Annotated in this window: 19 protein-coding genes; 12 read left to right on the top strand and 7 right to left on the bottom strand. The window is 72.0% G+C overall.

Annotated elements, in window-relative coordinates:
- The first annotated feature begins 58 nt into the window (after positions 1–58).
- Together J8N05_RS22690 and J8N05_RS22685 are read left to right on the top strand one after the other, a co-directional pair.
- On the top strand, positions 59–628 hold the full coding sequence (locus J8N05_RS22690; protein WP_210885345.1) for a TetR/AcrR family transcriptional regulator: 570 nt from the start codon (positions 59–61) through the stop codon (positions 626–628).
- A gap of 254 nt (positions 629–882) precedes the next feature.
- Positions 883–1,860 (top strand): aldo/keto reductase, encoded by a 978-nt coding sequence (locus J8N05_RS22685; RefSeq protein ID WP_210885342.1) that lies wholly within the window; start codon positions 883–885, stop codon positions 1,858–1,860.
- A 56-nt stretch (positions 1,861–1,916) separates the two neighbouring features.
- Here J8N05_RS22685 and J8N05_RS22680 read toward each other — a convergent pair whose 3' ends face one another.
- Positions 1,917–2,768, bottom strand: a complete 852-nt coding sequence (locus J8N05_RS22680; RefSeq protein WP_210885339.1) for an aldo/keto reductase — start codon at positions 2,766–2,768, stop codon at positions 1,917–1,919.
- 170 nt (positions 2,769–2,938) lie between these two features.
- Here J8N05_RS22680 and J8N05_RS22675 point away from each other — a divergent pair, with 170 nt between their 5' ends.
- The 4 genes from J8N05_RS22675 to J8N05_RS22660 all read left to right on the top strand — a co-directional run bounded on the left by J8N05_RS22675 (position 2,939) and on the right by J8N05_RS22660 (position 6,430).
- Positions 2,939–3,856: a helix-turn-helix transcriptional regulator gene (locus J8N05_RS22675; RefSeq protein WP_210885336.1), complete on the top strand. Its 918-nt coding sequence runs from the start codon at positions 2,939–2,941 to the stop codon at positions 3,854–3,856.
- 251 nt (positions 3,857–4,107) lie between these two features.
- Positions 4,108–4,737 (top strand): DoxX family protein, encoded by a 630-nt coding sequence (locus tag J8N05_RS22670; RefSeq protein WP_210890310.1) that lies wholly within the window; start codon positions 4,108–4,110, stop codon positions 4,735–4,737.
- Positions 4,738–4,914: 177 nt separating this feature from the next.
- Positions 4,915–5,820: a universal stress protein gene (locus tag J8N05_RS22665; RefSeq protein WP_210885334.1), complete on the top strand. Its 906-nt coding sequence runs from the start codon at positions 4,915–4,917 to the stop codon at positions 5,818–5,820.
- A 199-nt stretch (positions 5,821–6,019) separates the two neighbouring features.
- Positions 6,020–6,430, top strand: coding sequence for an ATP-binding protein (locus J8N05_RS22660; RefSeq protein ID WP_456339980.1), 411 nt, complete (start codon positions 6,020–6,022; stop codon positions 6,428–6,430).
- Between the two features lie 43 nt (positions 6,431–6,473).
- On the opposite strand, the gene ppk2 is transcribed toward J8N05_RS22660, so the two are convergent.
- Positions 6,474–7,277 carry a polyphosphate kinase 2 gene (ppk2, locus tag J8N05_RS22655; RefSeq protein WP_210885330.1) on the bottom strand — a complete coding sequence of 268 codons (804 nt, stop codon included), beginning with the start codon at positions 7,275–7,277 and terminating at the stop codon, positions 6,474–6,476.
- Between the two features lie 251 nt (positions 7,278–7,528).
- Between ppk2 and J8N05_RS22650 the strand changes: the two genes are divergently transcribed.
- The 4 genes from J8N05_RS22650 (at position 7,529) to J8N05_RS22635 (ending at position 12,838) form a co-directional block, all read left to right on the top strand.
- A complete protein-coding gene (locus J8N05_RS22650) occupies positions 7,529–10,261 on the top strand; it encodes a bifunctional acetate--CoA ligase family protein/GNAT family N-acetyltransferase (RefSeq protein ID WP_210885329.1) in 2,733 nt (910 codons plus the stop codon).
- Positions 10,262–10,274: 13 nt separating this feature from the next.
- Positions 10,275–11,006 (top strand): CBS domain-containing protein, encoded by a 732-nt coding sequence (locus J8N05_RS22645; RefSeq protein ID WP_210885327.1) that lies wholly within the window; start codon positions 10,275–10,277, stop codon positions 11,004–11,006.
- Positions 11,007–11,044: 38 nt separating this feature from the next.
- The gene (locus tag J8N05_RS22640; protein ID WP_210885325.1) at positions 11,045–11,569 is read left to right on the top strand and encodes a flavodoxin domain-containing protein; all 525 of its coding nucleotides are present in this window, start codon (positions 11,045–11,047) and stop codon (positions 11,567–11,569) included.
- Between the two features lie 336 nt (positions 11,570–11,905).
- Positions 11,906–12,838, top strand: a complete 933-nt coding sequence (locus J8N05_RS22635) for a universal stress protein (protein ID WP_210885323.1) — start codon at positions 11,906–11,908, stop codon at positions 12,836–12,838.
- Between the two features lie 73 nt (positions 12,839–12,911).
- On the opposite strand, the gene J8N05_RS22630 is transcribed toward J8N05_RS22635, so the two are convergent.
- A complete protein-coding gene (locus J8N05_RS22630; protein WP_210885321.1) occupies positions 12,912–13,922 on the bottom strand; it encodes an Acg family FMN-binding oxidoreductase in 1,011 nt (336 codons plus the stop codon).
- A 247-nt stretch (positions 13,923–14,169) separates the two neighbouring features.
- On the opposite strand from J8N05_RS22630, the gene J8N05_RS22625 reads away from it, so the two are divergent.
- The gene (locus tag J8N05_RS22625) at positions 14,170–14,757 is read left to right on the top strand and encodes an Rv1733c family protein (protein ID WP_210885320.1); all 588 of its coding nucleotides are present in this window, start codon (positions 14,170–14,172) and stop codon (positions 14,755–14,757) included.
- A gap of 66 nt (positions 14,758–14,823) precedes the next feature.
- Here the strand turns inward: J8N05_RS22625 and J8N05_RS22620 are convergent, their stop codons facing one another.
- Together J8N05_RS22620 and J8N05_RS22615 are read right to left on the bottom strand one after the other, a co-directional pair.
- Positions 14,824–15,237, bottom strand: a complete 414-nt coding sequence (locus J8N05_RS22620) for an arsenate reductase ArsC (RefSeq protein ID WP_210885318.1) — start codon at positions 15,235–15,237, stop codon at positions 14,824–14,826.
- 14 nt (positions 15,238–15,251) lie between these two features.
- Complete coding sequence (locus tag J8N05_RS22615; protein ID WP_210885317.1) at positions 15,252–15,653, bottom strand: ArsR/SmtB family transcription factor; 402 nt, start codon at positions 15,651–15,653, stop codon at positions 15,252–15,254.
- Positions 15,654–15,757: 104 nt separating this feature from the next.
- Between J8N05_RS22615 and arsM the strand changes: the two genes are divergently transcribed.
- Positions 15,758–16,609: an arsenite methyltransferase gene (arsM, locus tag J8N05_RS22610; RefSeq protein WP_210885315.1), complete on the top strand. Its 852-nt coding sequence runs from the start codon at positions 15,758–15,760 to the stop codon at positions 16,607–16,609.
- Here arsM and J8N05_RS22605 read toward each other — a convergent pair.
- Positions 16,604–17,260, bottom strand: a complete 657-nt coding sequence (locus tag J8N05_RS22605) for a CBS domain-containing protein (RefSeq protein ID WP_210885312.1) — start codon at positions 17,258–17,260, stop codon at positions 16,604–16,606. The genes arsM and J8N05_RS22605 overlap by 6 nt on opposite strands.
- 34 nt (positions 17,261–17,294) lie before the next feature.
- Positions 17,295–17,759, bottom strand: coding sequence for a cyclic nucleotide-binding domain-containing protein (locus tag J8N05_RS22600; RefSeq protein ID WP_210885310.1), 465 nt, complete (start codon positions 17,757–17,759; stop codon positions 17,295–17,297).
- Between the last annotated feature and the right edge of the window lie 97 nt (positions 17,760–17,856).

The following is a 17,856-nucleotide window of genomic DNA, read 5'->3' as shown; positions in this document are numbered from 1 at the left end:
GTGATCGATGCGTTAAGGACGCTACCACTAACGCAACGATCAGTGCGATAATTTCCCCATGGTTGACGCTCAAGCTCAGGTACGCCCCGGCGGTCGCTCGGCGAAGGTCCGCGCGGCCGTACATCACGCCGTCGCACAGCTCCTCGCGGAGGAACCCGCGGAGGCCCTGACGATTCCCGCCGTCGCCGCCCGCGCGGGCGTGCACCCGACCACGGTGTACCGGCGCTGGGGCTCACCCGCTCAGCTCCTCGGCGACGTGGCCACCAGCCGGTTCAGCGGCGACGTCGTCGTGCCCGACACCGGGACGCTCACCGGTGACCTGGAACGCTGGCTGGGGGACGTGGCCACCGACCTCAGGGACCCCGACACCCTCGCTCTCATGCGCGCCACCATCGGCTCCGGGCCGGACGGCGGCTGCGCCTGCATCGGGGACCGCCATGAGCAGCTGAGCGCCATCATCGAGCGCGAGCGCTCCCGCGGCGGCCGTGCCCCCGCGGTGGAGAACGCCGTCGATTTCCTGCTCGGACCGCTGTACTACCGCGCCATCTTCAGCGCCCAGCCGGCCTCCAGCGACTGGGCGCGAGAACTGGTGGCCACGTTCCTCGCGGCGTCGGAGGCGCCGGCCTGAACGAGGCGTGAGGGCCGCGCGGCACCGCGGCCCTCGGCCCGGGCTCGTCCCCCCGCTCCGGCTTCCTCCCTCGCTCCGGCCTCACCTCGCTCCGGCTCCGCCGCGGCGACCTGCCTGCCTGCCTGCCTGCCGAGGGAGGTCCTGTCGTACCCCCGCTCGTCGTCCCCTGGCACAGCTCGGCCTGCCTCCCGCGGACGCCGAGGCGCAGGGTTGACCGTGTCCGGAACGCAAGCCGACAGGAGAAGCGCGCAACCATGAAGTACATCAAGCTCGGTGACCTGCAGGTCTCGCGCATCGGTCTGGGCGCGATGGGCATGTCCCACGGTCTGACCGGTGCCGGAAGCGATGACGCGGAATCCGTCCGTACCATCCACCGCGCCGTCGATCTCGGCGTCACGCTGATCGACACCGCGGAGATCTACGGTCCCTACATCAACGAGGACCTGGTCGGCCGGGCCTTGAAGGGCCGGCGCGATCAGGTCGTGCTCGCCACCAAGTTCGGCATGATCGACCACGGTGGCTCCGGCGCCTGGAACCTCAACTCCGGTCCCGCCAACATCCGCACGTCCGTCGAAGGCTCCCTCGAACGGCTCGGCACCGACCACATCGACCTCTGCTACCAGCACCGCGTCGACCCGAACACGCCCATCGAGGAGACCGCGGGCGCCGTCGCCGAACTGATCGCCGAGGGCAAGGTCCGCCACTTCGGACTGTCCGAGGCCGGACCGGACACCATCCGTCGCGCCCACGCCGTCCACCCCGTCACCGCCGTGCAGTCCGAGTACTCGCTGTGGACGCGCGGTATCGAGGACCGGGTCCTGCCCGTCCTGCGGGAACTGGGTATCGGCCTGGTGCCGTTCGCGCCGCTCGGGCACGGTTTCCTCACCGGGACCGTGCGCAGCGAGAGCGACTTCGAAGAAGGAGACTTCCGGCGGGGGAACCCGCGCTTCACCGGCGAGAACTTCCGGCGGAATCTGGCGCTCGCGGACGAGGTCCAGGCCATCGCCGCGGAGGTGGGTGCCACACCCGCGCAGGTCGCCATCGCCTGGCTGCTCGCCCAGGGCGACGACCTCGCCCCCATCCCCGGCACCAAGCGCGTGACCCGCGTGGAGGAGAACACCGCCGCCGACGGCCTCCGGCTCGGCGCCGAGGTCCTCGTGAAGCTCTCCGGCCTCCCGCCGGCGGCCGGAGACACCCACACCGGGGCGGGCCTGAGCATGCTCGAACGCTGACCCGCTTCCGAGAGACGTTCAGGTCCCACCCGGTGAGGTGGGTGGCGTCCTCCGGGTCAGCCGTCCAGGCGCCGCGCGCTGAGCCAGCTGACCATCTTCGGGTCGTGGTGGTCGAAGAACAGTGAACTGCCGGTGTCCAGGGCGGCGATGGACGCCATCTGTTCGCCGGTGAGTTCGAAGTCGAAGACGTCGAGGTTCTCGGCCATCCGGTCGGCGCGGACCGACTTGGGGATGGCGACGACCCCGCGCTGGGTCAGCCAGCGGAGCACGACCTGCGCCACCGACTTGCCGTGCTGCTCGCCGATGCCGTTCAGGACCGGATTGCCGAAGAGGTCGTTCCTGCCCTCGGCGAAGCCGCCCCACGACTCGATCTGGACGCCGTGCTCGCGCATGAGCTCCTGGTAGTCGGCGCGCTGGAAGAACGGATGGGTCTCGATCTGGTTGACCGCCGGGGTGATCTCGTTGTTGATGACGAGGTCGAGGAGTCGGTCCGGGTAGAAGTTGGAGACACCGATGGCCCGGCTCAGGCCCGCGCGGTGCAGGTCCTCCATGGCACGCCACTGGCCGTACACGTCACCGTAGGGCTGGTGCATCAGATACAGGTCGACGTGGTCCAGGCCCAGCTTTTCCAGCGATGTCTCGAAGGCACGCTTGGTGTTCTCCTCCGCGGGAGCGTCCTGGACGTACAGCTTGGTGGTGACGAACAGGTCCGCGCGCGGAATGCCGCTGCTCCTGATCGCGCGGCCGACGGCCTCCTCGTTCTGGTAGGAGGATGCCGTGTCGAGCATCCGGTAGCCGGCGGCCAGGGCCTCGGTGACGGCCCGCTCGGTCTCCTCCGCGGGGATCTGGAACACGCCGAAACCGAGGATCGGCATCTCGACGCCGTTGTTGAGGGTGACGATGTGCATGGGGACTTCCTTCGGAGGGCAGGGCCACATTCTGGTGCTGACAATCACCGAGCCTCGCTCCTCTTCCGCCCAGGTGGCAGGCCGAGTCGTGCAGGGGAGTGACGTTCGGGGGTGTGACAGGGCCCCCCTTGCACCAGCCACGCAGGTCAGCGCGGTGTGACACTGGCGGTATGGCATCCGAGCACAGCACCGGCAGGAGCGCCGACCGGGAACTGGGCCGGTTCCTGCACGCCCGCCGCAACCAGACCCGCCCCGAGCAGGTGGGTCTCACCGCGGGCACCGGCCTGCGCCGCACCCCCGGGCTGCGCCGCGAGGAACTGGCCACGCTCGCCGGCATCAGCATCGACTACTACGTGCGCCTGGAGCGCGGCAAGGAGACCCGTCCCAGCCCCGCCGTACTGGACGCCCTCGCCCGCGCCCTGCGGCTCGACGACGCCGAGCACCAGCACCTGCGCGAGCTGGCCGCTCTGGCCGCGCGGTACGCCGCCGAGCCGGCGCCGCCGCCCGGCCGTACCGTGCGTCCCCACCTGAAGCTGATCCTGGAGACCATGCGGCCCGATCCGGCCTACGTCATCAGCCGCAGCATGGACCTGCTCGCCTGGAACCCCGGCGGACTCGCCCTGTACGCGGGCCTCGACGACTGGCCCGCCACGCAGCGCAACCTCGCCCGCTACCTCTTCCTCCACCCCACCGCGCGCACCCTCTTCCCCGACTGGGACCACCAGGTCCGCGGTTGCGTCGCCCGGCTGCGGGCCCTGGCCGGTACCGACCCGGACGCCTCCGACCTCACCGGTCTGGTGGGCGAACTCCTGGTCAAGAGCTCTGACTTCGCCAAGCTGTGGGAGCGCTACGAAGTGGCCGGCCGCAAGAAGATCCACAAGACTTTCCATCACCCCCAGGTCGGGGTCCTCACCCTCAGCGCCCAGAGCATGCACCTTGAGGACACCCCCGGCCAGCGCCTGAGCGTCTACGCGGCCGATCCCGGCACTCCCGACCACGACGCCATGCTCCTGCTCGACATGGCAACGGCGGACTCTGCGGCGCGGCCCGCTCGGCAGACCGGACGGCAGCAGCGCCGACAGCCCTGACGAACCCTCCGCGTGACGTGACCGGAGCCCCTGTCGTCGACGGGGTGCGACGGAGGCCTGCACACGCCTCTCGCCCTCCGGGAAGTCCGGAAACGCAAGGGAGTCACTCCGGCCGCAGCCCAACAGGCCTTGCGGAGAGGGACGTTCAGCCTCGCAGTCGCGGACCTTCGGCATCCGGCGCGAAGCGCCCCCGGGGCCGAGAGTGAGAGGTGTCAGAAACCGACGGGACCAACCTCGAAGGGATCACCACCATGGCCGTGCACGAGCACCCTCACCGGAGTCCGGGCTTCCCTCTACGGTCGTCGCGCAAGAACCGGACCCCCTCCGCCGCCGGGGACGCGGTGTCGACGCTCACCGACACGCGCACCGCACGTGCCTACGCCTTCGCGTCGCTGCGTCTGCTGACCGGGTTCGTCTTCCTGTGGGCGTTCCTGGACAAGACGTTCGGCCTCGGTTACGCGACGCCGTCCGGCAAGGGCTGGATCGACGGCGGCTCACCGACCAAGGGATTCCTCAGTGGTGTGGCCGTCGGGCCGATGGAGTCCACGTTCCACGAGTGGGCCGGGGCCACGTGGGCCGACTGGCTGTTCATGCTCGGCCTGCTGGGCGTGGGGATCGCCGTCACCGCCGGTGTCGCGCTGCGACTGGCCGCGCTGGCCGGGACCGCGATGATGGCGCTGATGTGGATCGCCGAGTGGCCCCCGGCGAAGCACCTCTCCGACGGCGCGCCGAGCATGTCGACGAATCCCTTCGTCGACTACCACGTGATCTACGCCGTGGTCCTGATCGCCCTCGCGGTGGCCGGTGCCGGTGTCACCTGGGGACTGGGCAGGATCTGGGAGCGGATCCCGGTGGTCCGCGACCATCGCTGGCTGCGGTGACCGCGAGGGACGCGGCGGACCCGGCAAGGGCCCGCCGCGTCCGCCGGTCGCGGGCCGTTCGGCCCGAGCCGGGAAACAGCGGCTCGTTCGGCCGAGCCGGGAACCAGCGGCCCCCGCATCAGGCCACACCCCCCGCCCCCGAAGCCGGAACCACCTCACCCCTCAGGAGGCAACACCATGGTCCGCACGGTTGTCGCAGGTCTCGACGGATCGGCCGAGAGTCTGGCCGCCGTCGAGTGGGCCGCCCGCGAGGCGAAACTGCGGGGCCTGCCGCTCAAGCTCGTCCACGTCTGGGAGCCGGCCCCCGAACCCATCGCCCAGGCGCCGCTCGTCGGAGCCGAGACACAGCAGCACTGGACCGAACGCATTCCCCGCGAGGCCACCGAAGGCGTCCGGCTGCGCCACCCCGGCGTGGACGTGAGCGCGGAGCAGCTGGCCGGCCGGCCCAGCGAGGTGCTGACGCGTACGGCGAAGGACGCCGAACTGCTGGTCCTCGGCTCCCGGGGCATGAGCGGTGTCGGAGGTTTCCTGCTGGGTTCCGTCGGCCTGGCCGTCGTCGCCCGGACGGAGGGCCCCGTGGTCCTGGTCCGCGCGGGGGAGCAGGCGGCCGACGAACACGCGATGGACCCGGCCGGTATCCCCTCCGCGGCGAGCCCCTTCCGACCCGTGCTCCTCGGCCTCGACACCGACGGCCCGCACGACACGGTGATCGAGTTCGCGTTCGACGCCGCGCTACGGCGGGAGTCCGGTCTGCGGGTCGTGCACGGCTGGAACCCGCCGCCCTACTACGCCTACGGAATCCCGGCGGACCTCGGCCTCCACGAGGAACTGGCCAAGCAGCGGGCCGCGGCCCTCACCGAGGTGCTGCGCCCGTGGCGGCGCAAGTTCCCCACCGTCGAGGTCGTCGAGCGGGCCCGCTACGGCAGCGCGGCCCATCACCTGGTGGACGCGTCCCGCGAAGCCTCCCTGGTCGTCGTCGGCCGACGGATCCGGCACAGCCCCTTCGGCGCGCACATAGGCCCCGTCACGCACGCCGTCCTGCACCACGCCGCAGCCCCCGTCGCCGTCGTGGCGCACGGCTGACGCGTACGCCGGACCAGAACACGATCATGGGCGGCGGCGGCCCGGCCGGAATCGTTCGCCGAATTTCCGGTGAGGTGATGTTTCCGGGGTAAGCGACATCCGGTAAGAGCGCTTCGGCAGTGAGGCGGAATGTATGAATCTGGCTGGGCAGGAAAAAGGCCGGCAGCGACTGACGGACACCTACGCAGCGGTCACCGCTGTGGTGGAGGGCACCGCGGGGATCGGCGATTCCCGCGACGCGGCCCGCGCATTCTTGGAATCCTTGCAGGTCGAGCACGGGGTTCCGGTGTCCTCGCGGGCGATCGCAATGGTTCAGCTGGTGGTGTCCGAGCTGGTGACCAATGCCCGTAAGCACGCTCCGGGTCCCTGCGTGATGACTCTGGAGGCCGGCGAAGGAGCCGTCGCGGTGACGGTGTGGGACAGCGACGCCACGTTGCCGCAGGTCCTGCCACCGAACCCCGCGCGGATCGGACAGCACGGTCTGGAGATCGTCATGGCGGTGTGCCGGAGCTTCGAGATCCATCGGGAACCGGTCGGCAAACGCATCCGGGCCTCGATCGTCCTCGCCGACGAACCGGGCGGTGACGCGGCCGGCCGTCAGCCGATGTGAACAGGGCCGTGCGCCGGTGCCTGGTCAGGTGCCGGACGCGCGGTCACAGGCTTGCCGCGTGGTCGGGGACGTACGTCTGCAGATCGCGCGGCGGTCGCTCGTAGCCCATCGACGGCGGTCGCTTCGGCAGCTCCAGCACCGGCGGCGGGACGTCGTGGTAGGGCAACGAACCCAGCAGATGGGCGATCATGTTCAGGCGGGCCCGCCGCTTGTCGTCGCTCTCGACGACGAACCAGGGCGCCTCGGCGATGTCCGTGTGGACCAGCATCTCGTCCTTGGCCCGTGAGTACGCCTCCCAGTGGGTGATCGACTCCAGGTCCATCGGCGAGAGCTTCCAGCGCCGCACCGGATCGTCGAGCCGCCGCCGGAACCGGTCCTCCTGGACGGCGTCGCTCACCGAGAACCAGTACTTGCGCAGCACGATCCCCTCCTCCACCAGCATCCGCTCGAAGATCGGACACTGGCGCAGGAACAGCTGGTACTCCTGCTTCGTACAGAAGCCCATGACGTGCTCGACCCCGGCCCGGTTGTACCAGCTGCGGTCGAACAGCACGATCTCCCCGGCCGCGGGCAGGTGCTCCGCGTAGCGCTGGAAGTACCACTGGGTGCGCTGCCGCTCCGTCGGCTTCGGCAGGGCCACGATCCGGGCGACCCGCGGATTGAGATGCTCGGCGACCCGTTTGATGGTGCCGCCCTTGCCCGCCGCGTCGCGTCCCTCGAAGACGACCACGAGCCGTGCGCCCTCCGCCCGGACCCACTCCTGGAGCTTCACCAACTCGGTCTGCAGGCGCAGCAGTTCACGCTCGTACGGTTTGCGCGGCAGAGTCGCCGCCTTCTTGTCGGCCATGCCGCCTCCCCTGCTCGCGGACCTGACGGAACCACCCTGCCCGAGGTCGGACACCAGGACAGCACGGTACTGACCGACGACCGGCCGCGCACCCCGGCCACCGGCCAGGGTCCGTGGCCGGGCCCCGCGGGCCTGCCGCACGGCCGGGGCCCTGGGGCCGACCGGCCCTCATCCCACCCCGTACAGCCCATGGGGGCGCGGCCCGGACCGCTGGATGCTCGAAGTGCCCAGAGGCCTGGAGGAGACCCGCGATGACGGACGAAACAGGAAGCCGGCCCATGGTCCACGCCCTGCTCGCGGACGGCACCACCGTGTGCATCCGTCCCGTGGCGCGGGGAGACCACGACCAGCTGCGGGGACTGTACGAGGAGATGTCCCCGGACAACCTGCGGCTGAGGTTCTTCGCGGCGAGCCGGCGCTCCGCCGAACTGGCCGCCGACCGTGCCTGCGCCCCGCCGCGACCCGGCTACCGGGCTCTGCTGGCCGAGACACGGGGCCAGGTGATCGGCCTGGCCGAATACGACACGCAGGGCGGCGGTGACGAGGCCGAGATCTCCATCGCCGTCGCCGACGGACTCCACCACCGGGGCATCGGCACCCTGCTCGTGGAGCATCTGGTCTCGGCCGCCCGCGCGGAGGGCATCGGCACCTTCACCGCCGACGCGCTCAGCGAGAACCACGAGGTTCTCCAGCTGTTCGCCGATCTCGGTCTGCGCACGGCCCGCCGCTTCGAGGGGCCGGAGGTGCGCTGCACCGTCGACCTCGCCGAGAGCGACGCCTACCTGACGGCCGTGGAGGCCCGAGGGCGCGCCGCCGACCTCGCGAGCCTGGAGCCCCTCCTGCGGCCCGAGGTCGTCGCCGTCGCGGGTGCGGGCCGCAAGGCCGGATCGGTGGGGCGCGCCGTCCTGCGCCATCTGCATGCGGGCGGCTACACCCGGCGGCTCCTCGCGGTGAACCCCTCGGCCACGTCGATTCTCGGCGTGCCGTCCTACCCGTCGGTCAGCGCCCTGCCCAGGACTCCCGACCTGGTCGTCGTCGCGGTCCCGGCCGTCGCGGTACCGGCCACCGCCGAGGAGTGCGGCAAGGCCGGTGTCCGCGCCCTGCTCGTCGTCTCCGCCGGTCTGGACAGCGCGCAGGCCCAGGCGCTCATGGAGGCGTGCCGTACGTTCGGGATGCGGCTCGTCGGGCCCAACTGCCTGGGACTCTCCAACACCGATCCCGAGCTGCGGCTCGACGCCACCTTCGCCGCCGACCACCCGCGCCCCGGCACCGCCGGCGTGGCCGTGCAGTCCGGTGGGGTGGGCATCGCGCTGCTCGGCGGGCTGGCGCGCCTGGGCATCGGGGTGTCCTCCTTCGTCTCCCTCGGCGACAAGTACGACGTCAGCGGCAACGACATGCTCCAGTGGTGGGAGTGCGACGGCCGGACCGACCTCGCCCTGCTGCATCTGGAGTCCTTCGGAAACCCACGCTCCTTCTCGCGCACCGCGCGTCGGGTGACCCGGCGCATGCCCGTCCTCACCGTCGACGCCGGACGCACCGACGCGGGCCGCCGCGCCGCAGCCTCGCACACGGCGGCCGCCGCCACCCGGACGATGACGCGGCAGGCCCTGTTCTTCCAAGCGGGTGTCACCGCCACGCACTCGGTCGCCGAACTCCTCGAAGCCGCCGCCCTGATGCACTCCCAGCCGCTGCCCGCCGGCACCCGCGTCGCGATCGTCACCAACGCGGGCGGCGCAGGAGTCCTGGCGGCCGACGCCTGCGCGGAGGCGGGGCTCGCCCTGCCGCCGTTCACCCCGGAGACGGTCGACGACCTGCTCGCCGCACTGCCCGAGGGCGCAGCGGTCGGCAACCCCGTCGACGCGACCGCCGCCGTCACCGAGGAACAGCTGCGGACATGCGTCGAGCGGATCACACGTATCCCGGCTGTCGACGCCGTGCTGCTGGTCCTCGTTCCCACGGCGGTGGCCGCGGCCACCGGTGACGACCTGATCCGGGCCCTGACCCGGCCCCGGACTCCGGACCGCAAGCGGGCGGGCCGGACCCTCGTTCCCGGGCACCGGGCGGTGCCGGTCGTCGCCGTGCGGCTCGAACAGGACCTTCCGGTCACGCTGCTGCCCGCCACCGACGGCAGTGCCGTCCCCTCCTACGCCGAACCCCGGGCGGCGGCACGGGCCCTGGCCCACGCCGCGCGCCGAGCGGCCTGGCTCAGCCGCCCCGCCGGGACGGTCCCGGACCTCGAAGGAGTCGACACGCAACGCGCGCACGAGGTCGCCGACACCTTCCTGGCCGCGCACCCCGACGGCGGCTGGCTGGACCCGCGCACCTGCGCCGAACTCCTCGCCTGCTACGGCATTCCGCAGCTCAGGTGGGCCTGGGCCGAGACCGAGAACGACGCCGTGATCGCCGCCGAGCGGCTGCGCGGTCCCGACGGCCGGGTGGTCATGAAGGCCCACTGGCCGGGCCTGCTGCACAAGAGCGAACAGCACGCCGTCCACCTCGACCTCCAGGGCGACTCCCAGGTACGGGCCGCCTTCCGGGACTTCGAGACACGGTTCGCGGGCCTGCTCACGGGCGTGGTCATACAGCCGCTCGCCCCGCGCGGCACCGAACTGCTCGCGGGCGTCGTCCAGGACGAGGTCTTCGGACCGCTGGTCCTGTTCGGCCTCGGAGGGACGGCGACGGAGGTGCTCGCCGACCACGCCGCCCGGCTCGCCCCGCTGACCGACCGCGACGTCCACGATCTGATCACGACCCCGCGCTGCGCTCCCCTCCTCTTCGGAGCCAAGGGCGGCGGGCCGGTCGACCTCGAAGCCCTCGAACAGGTGCTGCTGCGCCTGTCCCGCATGGCCAGCGACCTGCCCCAGCTCGCCGAAGCCGACTTCAACCCCGTTCTCGCGACACCGGACACGGTCTCCGTGCTCGATGCGCGTGTGCGCCTGCTGCCGCGCAGGCCCCAGGACCCGTACCTGCGCCGACTCCGCTGAGGAGGGAACCACCATGAAGCACGACAAGGTCGGCTCCGTGATGACCACGGAGGTCGTCCGGGCCGCGTACGGAACCCCGTTCAAGGAGGTGGCACGGCTGCTCGCAGGCCATCGGATCAGCGGTCTGCCCGTGGTCGACGAGGACGAGAAGGTCATCGGAGTCATCTCCGAGACGGACCTGATGGCCCGGCAGGCGCAGACCCCCGATCCGTACGCGCCGAAGCGTCGCCGCCGGCTCGCCGGCCTGAGGCGCGGCGCCAGGAAGCAGGCCGCGAAGGCACGGGCGCGTACCGCGGGGCAGCTGATGACCGACCCGCCCGTGACGGTGCACGCCGACGACAGCATCGTCGAGGCCGCTCGCACGATGGCCGGACGGCGGGTGGAACGACTGCCCGTCCTGGACGAGGAGGACCGGCTCGTCGGCATCGTCACCCGCCGCGACCTGCTCCAGGTCTTCCTGCGGCCCGACCGGGAGATCCGCCAGGTGGTGATCGACGAAGTGGTGGTACGGGCGCTGTGGCTGGCACCCCGGACGGTCGAGGTGTCGGTGGTCGAAGGAGTCGTCACGCTGGCCGGTCACCTGGAGCGCCGGAGCGAGGCGAAGATCGCCGTCTCGATGACGCGCCAGATCGACGGTGTGGTCGCGGTCGTCGACAAGCTCACCTTCCGACTGGACGACGACCGGTTCCAGCCCGACGAGCAGGGGCTGCACGGTGTCACCGACACCTGGATGCGCAGGACCTGACGCGGGATCGAGACGGGACGGAGAGGAGGCGGACCGTCATGCCGAAGCGTGTGCTGGTCGCCTACGGGACGAAGAACGGATCGACCGCGCGGATCGCCGACGCCATCGCCGCGGTCCTGCGCAAGGACGGACTGGCCGCCGACCCGCTGCCGGCCCGGTCCGTGGCGGCGACCCTCGCGTCGTACGACGCCGTGGTGGTCGGAGGAGGCCTCTACGCCGGGCGCTGGCACCGCGACGCCCGGCGGTTCCTCCGCCGCCACCGTGCGGAGCTGGCCGCACGGCCGGTGTGGCTGTTCAGCAGCGGCCCGCTCGACGCGTCGGCCTCGGAACGGGACATCCCGCCCGTGCCCGACGTGCGGCGGGCCATGGACCGACTGGACGTCAGGGAGCACATCACCTTCGGCGGCTGCCTCGAAGAGGGCGCGAAGGGTTTCGTCGCCCGGATGATCGTCCGGAACGGAAAAGGCGGGGACTTCCGGGACTTCACCGCCATCGAGGCGTGGGCGTCGCGGATCGGGGCCGAACTCGTGGACACCCACGACCAGGACCGGTCGAGCGGCTGACCCACCCGTGGCCTGTCCCCGCGGCCCCTGTCGGGTCGGTGCTCTCCCGCTCCCGCCGGCACCGGACGCCGCGAGGACACCCGCGCGAGAACCACGCGGCGGGGGAGACGCGCGATCTCGCGCACCGGCCGCCGCCCCGACCGGCGAAAGGGGCGGCGGCCGTTCGGACGTGCCGAGGCCGCGGCGCTTTCCGAGCGATGACCGTTCGGGGCCGGACGGCATGGCTGAGCTGGGGCCCAACGGTCCTCGACGAAGACCTGGCGGCCCATGCCGGACGGGTCGGCACGGAGCGACGCTGGTCATGAGAAGCAGACCGAGACACTGGAGGTGTGCGGAATGCCCACGCCCGTGATGGCCGGAGTCGACGGCTCCGCGGAGAGTTTCGCGGCAGCAGAGTGGGCGGCCCGTGAGGCCGTACGCCGCGAACGCCCCCTGCTGCTCCTGCACGCGAGGAACTGGCATCCCCGCCGCGCGGACGGCGAGGCGGCGGACGCCGCGCGGCGGCAGCTGGCCCGCCGAGCCCTGCACCGGGCCGAGGAACGCGTCCACCGGGCCTGCCCGGCGGCCGTGCTGTCCGACGAACAGGTCGAAGGGCCCGCGAGCGCCGCCCTGTTGAACGCGGCGGACCGGGCCGACCTGTTGGTACTCGGCTCGCGCGGGCTCAGCGGCTTCACCGGATTCCTGGTGGGGTCCGTGGCTCTCGCCGTGGTGGCGAGGGCGAGCTGCCCCGTGGTGCTCGTACGTGCGGGGGAGCAGGCGGCGGATGAGTACCTTCCCGCGGACGACGGGAGTACGGAGGCCGGCAGTGCGGGAGACGGAAGTGCCTTCGACCGGACCCGGCACCGGGACGTGGTGCTCGGTCTCGACGCCGGTGACCCGAGCGACGACGTGATCGAGTTCGCCTTCGAGGCGGCCCGGCTGCGCGGCGCCCGGTTGCGGGTCCTCTACGCCTGGCAGGAGCCCTCCGCGTTCGAACTGGGCCCGGGAGACGTGGCTCTGGCGGGCAAACCCCAGCAGGCGCGGGAGTGGCGGGGATTCATGTCCGCGGTGCTTCAGGTGTGGCGGGACAAGTACCCCGGGGTCGAGGTCGTGGAGTGCGTGCCGCAGGAGAAGGCGTCGACCGCGCTGATCCGGGCGGCCTCCGCCGCGGGGCTCGTGGTGGTCGGGCATCGCCTGGCCGAGCGGCCGGTGGGTCCGCGCACCGGACCCGTCACCCACGCGGTGATCCATCACGTCGGCTGTCCCGTGGCCGTGGTGCCCCATCCTTGACGGACCGGACCGGACCGGACCGGAGACGGTCGACGACGGTGTCCGGCCGACGCCGCACCCGCCGGCACGGTGGTCAGCGCGTGGGCGTGCGGCGGGAGATCGACAGCGGTTCCTCGGCCAGTACCTGCTCAGCCGTGCGACGCGGGGAGGGCGGGCCCTGCGGACCGTATCCGAGACGCAGCACCATCTGGGCGTTCGCACCCCGGCCGCCGGGAGCTTCCATGAGCCGCTCCCGCAGGTCCGGCCACTCAAGGGCCTGGTGCAGCAGGGACGAGCGTACGCCGTGCGCGGTGGCCACCAGCAGCACGCGTTCGAGTGCCTGTCCGGCGCGCAGCCAGTCGGCCCGCCGGTCGTGTGCCGTGGACAGCACGGCGATCGACGGCCGTTCCTCGAAGGGGCGGGCGGTGAGCGCGTCGCGGTGCCGGTGCGCGCCGAAGTCCCGCAGGGGAAGACGCTCCCGGAAGTCCTGCGGTCCCAGCGCGTCGGGCGGTATGCCGAGGGCGTCGTCGGCCGGAGCGCGCACCCAGCGGCGGCTCTCGGCGGCCCGGTCGGGGTCGGCCGTGTTGCGGTGCTCCGCCTCGCGGGTGAGACGCAGGAGCCGGTCGCTCTCAGCGGGACCGGGAACGCTCAGCCGAGCTCCCTCGACATGGGCGGCCTCGGCGAGTTCGGTGAGGACGGCCGTGGGCAACTGCCGCTCGGAGAACGGGAAACGGCTGCTGTGCCGACGCCACAGCGTCCCGTAGAGGCGCGGCGTGGAGGAAGCGGCGGCGGTGCCGCTGGGCCGTACCGTCGCCAGCAGATCCGGCTCGTCCGGCCGGGGCAGCAACCGGGACACCGGCTCCCAGCCGTGGTGCGCCACCGCCACCCGGAGGTTGAGGAGCGCGCACCCGACGGACAGATACAGGCCCCGCCCGGTCGGATCGGTGTGGCGCAGACCGCGCTCCGCCGCTGCCCGGATCTCCAGCGTCAGGCTGTCCGGGTCCAGCCGGAAGCGCCACGGCTGGGTGTTGTGGATCGACGGGGCGGCCACGGCCGCCGAGACGAGGTTCTCCAGGGTGGTGACGTCGAGAACGGCGGATCGCATCGCGGACTCCTCCCCGCCCCGCGCCGACAGGACGGCGGGGCTCGGTTGGCGAGCGGATCCAGCGTGCGCCCGGCGCGCCGCGTCCAGGAGGGGCCGGACGGCCTTGCCGGGCCCCGAACGGCCCGGATACCGCGGACCTGAGGCACCTGCCGCCGCGGCCTCGGAAGTGAGACGTTCGGAGCGGTTCCGTACTTCAGGTCCGCACGGCAGTTCCTCGAACTCATCCGTCCACGAGAGGGGGCGAACGATGGGGAGGACCCGGCCCACGAAGATCTCGCGCTGGCGCTGGCGGCGCAATCCATTGCGGCGCCGCAGTGACGCGGTGGAGGCGTGGATCGTCCTGATCGCCTGGGCTCTGGCGACGGTCGGCGGCGCCATCGCGGGAGCCGTCGCCGCGCAGGGCACGGAGAACGCGCTGACGCGGAGTCGGGCAGAGCGCCGGGAGGTGTCCGCCGTGCTTCTGGAGACGGCGCCGGCCGACGTGGTCGACATGACCACCGGAGCCATCTGTTCCCGGGTACGGGCACAGGTGCGCTGGACCGACGGCAACGGAATCGTGCGTACGGACAGCGCGACCGTACGGGCCGGTACGAAGTCCGGTACCACGGTGCCGGTGTGGACGGACGGGCACGGCCGCCTGGTGCCCGCGCCGATGGGCTCGGCGGAGGCGCGGGCGCGCGCGATGCTGACCGGCGCGGGAGCCTGCGTCTGCGGCGGTCTGGTGATCCTGGCCGCCGGACGCGTCGTCCGACGGCGGGTCGAGCACCGGGCGACCGAGCGCTGGGGCGAGGAGTGGGCACAGGTCGGACCCCGGTGGGGACGCAGAACCGGCTGAGGACCGCTTGCGCGATGGCGGAGGCATGGCGGACGGGACGGCGGAGGGACGGCCGTCAAGGCCGGCTCAGCCGGGTGCCACCTCGGAGATCAGTGCGCGCACGCGCGTCTCGATCGCGTCGCGGATGGGCCGGACGGCCTCGACGCCCTGACCGGCCGGGTCGTCGAGCTGCCAGTCGAGGTACCGCTTGCCGGGGAAGACGGGGCAGGCGTCGCCGCAGCCCATGGTGATGACGACGTCGGACGCCTGGACGGCCTCCACCGTGAGGATCTTCGGAGTCTCGGCGGAGATGTCGATGCCGGCCTCGGCCATCGCGTCGACCACGGCCGGGTTGACGGCGCCGGCGGGGGCGGAGCCGGCCGAGCGGACCTCGATACGGTCGCCCGCGAGGTGGGTGAGGAAGGCGGCGGCCATCTGGGAGCGGCCGGCGTTGTGGACGCAGACGAAGAGCACCGACGGGCGTGGGGCGGACGTGTCCATGGAGGGTGGCTCCTTCACGCGCGGGCTCCGGCAGGCCGCGGGGTGGCCAGGAACGTGGCGAGCCGGTCCAGTACGCCGGGCAGCACCCAGTAGTACACCCATGTCCCGCGGCGTTCGCAGTCGATGAGGCCGGCCTGTCGCAACAGCTTGAGGTGGTGGGAGATCGTCGGCTGGGACAGGTCGAAGGCCGGGGTCAGCTCGCACACGCAGACCTCGCCGCGCTCGCCGTCCGCATCGCCCTCGCCGTGCTCGCCGCATGAGGCGATCATCGACATCAGACGCAGGCGGACCGGGTCGCCCAGGGCCTTGAAGAACTTCGCCAGATCGGCCGCCTGGTCCTCGTCCAACGGCGCGGCGGCCAGGCCGGGGCAGCAGGCGCTGTCCTGGCCGATCACCTCAAGCTCTTGTTTCGGCATTCTTCTATATTGACGTCTTTCGATCCAAGGCGCAAGCTTGTATCAATGAATGTCGATACAGGCCGTTCCGGGCCGCACCGCGGTCCTTCACCGGGGAGTGAGACATGAGTGAGCAGTCCACCGACCTCCGCGAAACAGTCCGCCGGCGGTACGCCGCAGCGGCTCTCAAGGTCACGACGGCCGTGAGCGCCACCGAGGGCGGCACCGGCTGCTGCGGACCGCAGCCGGTCGAGACCGACGACACCTTCGGACCGGCCCTGTACGGAGCCGACGAGCGCGACACCCTGCCCGCCGAGGCTGTCGCGGCCTCGCTCGGCTGCGGCAACCCGACCGCCGTCGCCGCACTGCGCGCGGGTGAACGCGTGCTCGACCTCGGCTCGGGCGGCGGAATCGACGTCCTGCTGTCCGCCCGCCGGGTGGGCCCGACCGGCAAGGCGTACGGACTGGACATGACGGAGGAGATGCTGGCACTGGCCCTGGCCAACGCCGAGAAGGCGGGCGCGACGAACGTCGAGTTCCTCAAGGGCACCATCGAGGCGATCCCGCTGCCCGCGGACACGGTCGACGTCGTCATCTCCAACTGCGTGATCAACCTGTCCACCGACAAGTCCGCCGTCTTCGCCGAGACCTTCCGCGTGCTCAGGCCCGGCGGCCGCCTGGGCGTCTCGGACGTCGTCGCCGACGACACCCTCACTCCCGGGCAGCGGGCCGAGCGCGGGGACCACGCCGGCTGCATCGCCGGAGCCCTGTCCTTCGCGGAGTACCGCCGGGGGCTGGAGGCGGCCGGTTTCACGGACATCGAGATCACCCCGACCCACCCGGTCGCCGACGGCATGCACTCCGCCGTCGTCCGCGCCGGCAAGCCCGCGAACACCGGCACCCCGGACATCGGCGTCCCGGACACCGCCACCCCGGACACCGTCACCAGGCCGCCGGGGAAGGCGCTGCCGCTATGAGGAACGCTCGTGCCCGGAGAGGTCGAACTCGACGTCCACGACGCCCTCGACGGCCCGCGCCAGCCGTGCGGCCACCGGCACCAGGGACGTGTCCCGGACGTGTCCGCTGAGCTTCACCACACCACCGCGTACCTCGGTCCATACGGAGGACGAGGGTGGCGGGAACAGGTACGACACGACCTCCCGCCGTACCTCCTCCGCCATCTCCTCGTCGTCCCGGAGGAAGACCTTCAACAGGTCGGCGCGGCTGACGACGCCCCGCAGCGTGCCCGATCCGTCGACGACGGGGAGCCGCTTGACCCTGGCGCGTGCCATCGTCCGGGCGGCCTGGGCGAGCGTCGCGTCGGGAGGTGTGGTGAGGGCCGGGGAGGTCATCAGTTCCCCGGCGGTGAGCGCGCCGGCCTTCGCGAGGTCGGAGAGCCTGCGCAATTGGGTATAGCGATCCGGGTCGCTGTCGCGGAACTCCTCCTTGGGCAGCAGGTCGGCCTCGGAGACGACGCCGACCACGCGTCCCTCGCCTTCGACGACGGGCAGAGCGCTGACCTTCCGATCCTGCATCGTCCGCACGATCTCCTTGAACGAGGTCTCGCGGTCCACCGTGGCGACGGCGTGGGTCATCACATCGCTCACGACGTGCGGCGTGCCGTGCATGATGCCTCCTTGAACGCTTCGGTCGGGGGCCTCGTCACACGCGACTGCCGCTGCCGTAGGGGGCGTACAGGTCCAGCAGCCGGGTGCGGGCCGAGCGCAGCCGGTGGGCCAGCACGTCACCGACCCACTGGGTGACCGCCATGCCGAACTCCGGATCGCTGCGGCACAGGGCGCGTACGGCCGCGGCGTCGAACTCGTAGGCCCGCAGGGGAGTGGTGGCCTCGGCGCCCAGGTGCCAGGTGTGCGGCGCGAACAGCCAGGACCAGCCCGCGAGTTGGTTGTGTCCCAGTGTCTCGATGACCGCTGCCCGCCGGCCGGGCACCCGCATGTCGAGAGTGACCGTGCCGGTGCGCACGATCCAGAAGCGGTCGGCCCGTCCCCCCTCCTCGAAGAGGCGGGTGCCCGCCTGGAACGACACCTCGCGGGCGAGGTCCATCAACCGCTGCCGGTGTTCGGCGGGGAGGGCCCGCAGCATGCTCGACGTGACGGGATCGTTCATGACGTGCCTCCATGGGTGCATGCGGTCCTTGCGCCCACAGCGTCCTGCCGCGCCCCGGCCGGGGACCATGGGCCACCCGGCCCCATGACCGGGCCGC

The organism is Streptomyces liliiviolaceus, assembly GCF_018070025.1.
GTDB lineage: Bacteria > Actinomycetota > Actinomycetes > Streptomycetales > Streptomycetaceae > Streptomyces > Streptomyces liliiviolaceus.
The sequence above is the reverse complement of the archived record's forward strand: the minus strand, read 5'-3'. Positions and strand labels throughout refer to the sequence as shown.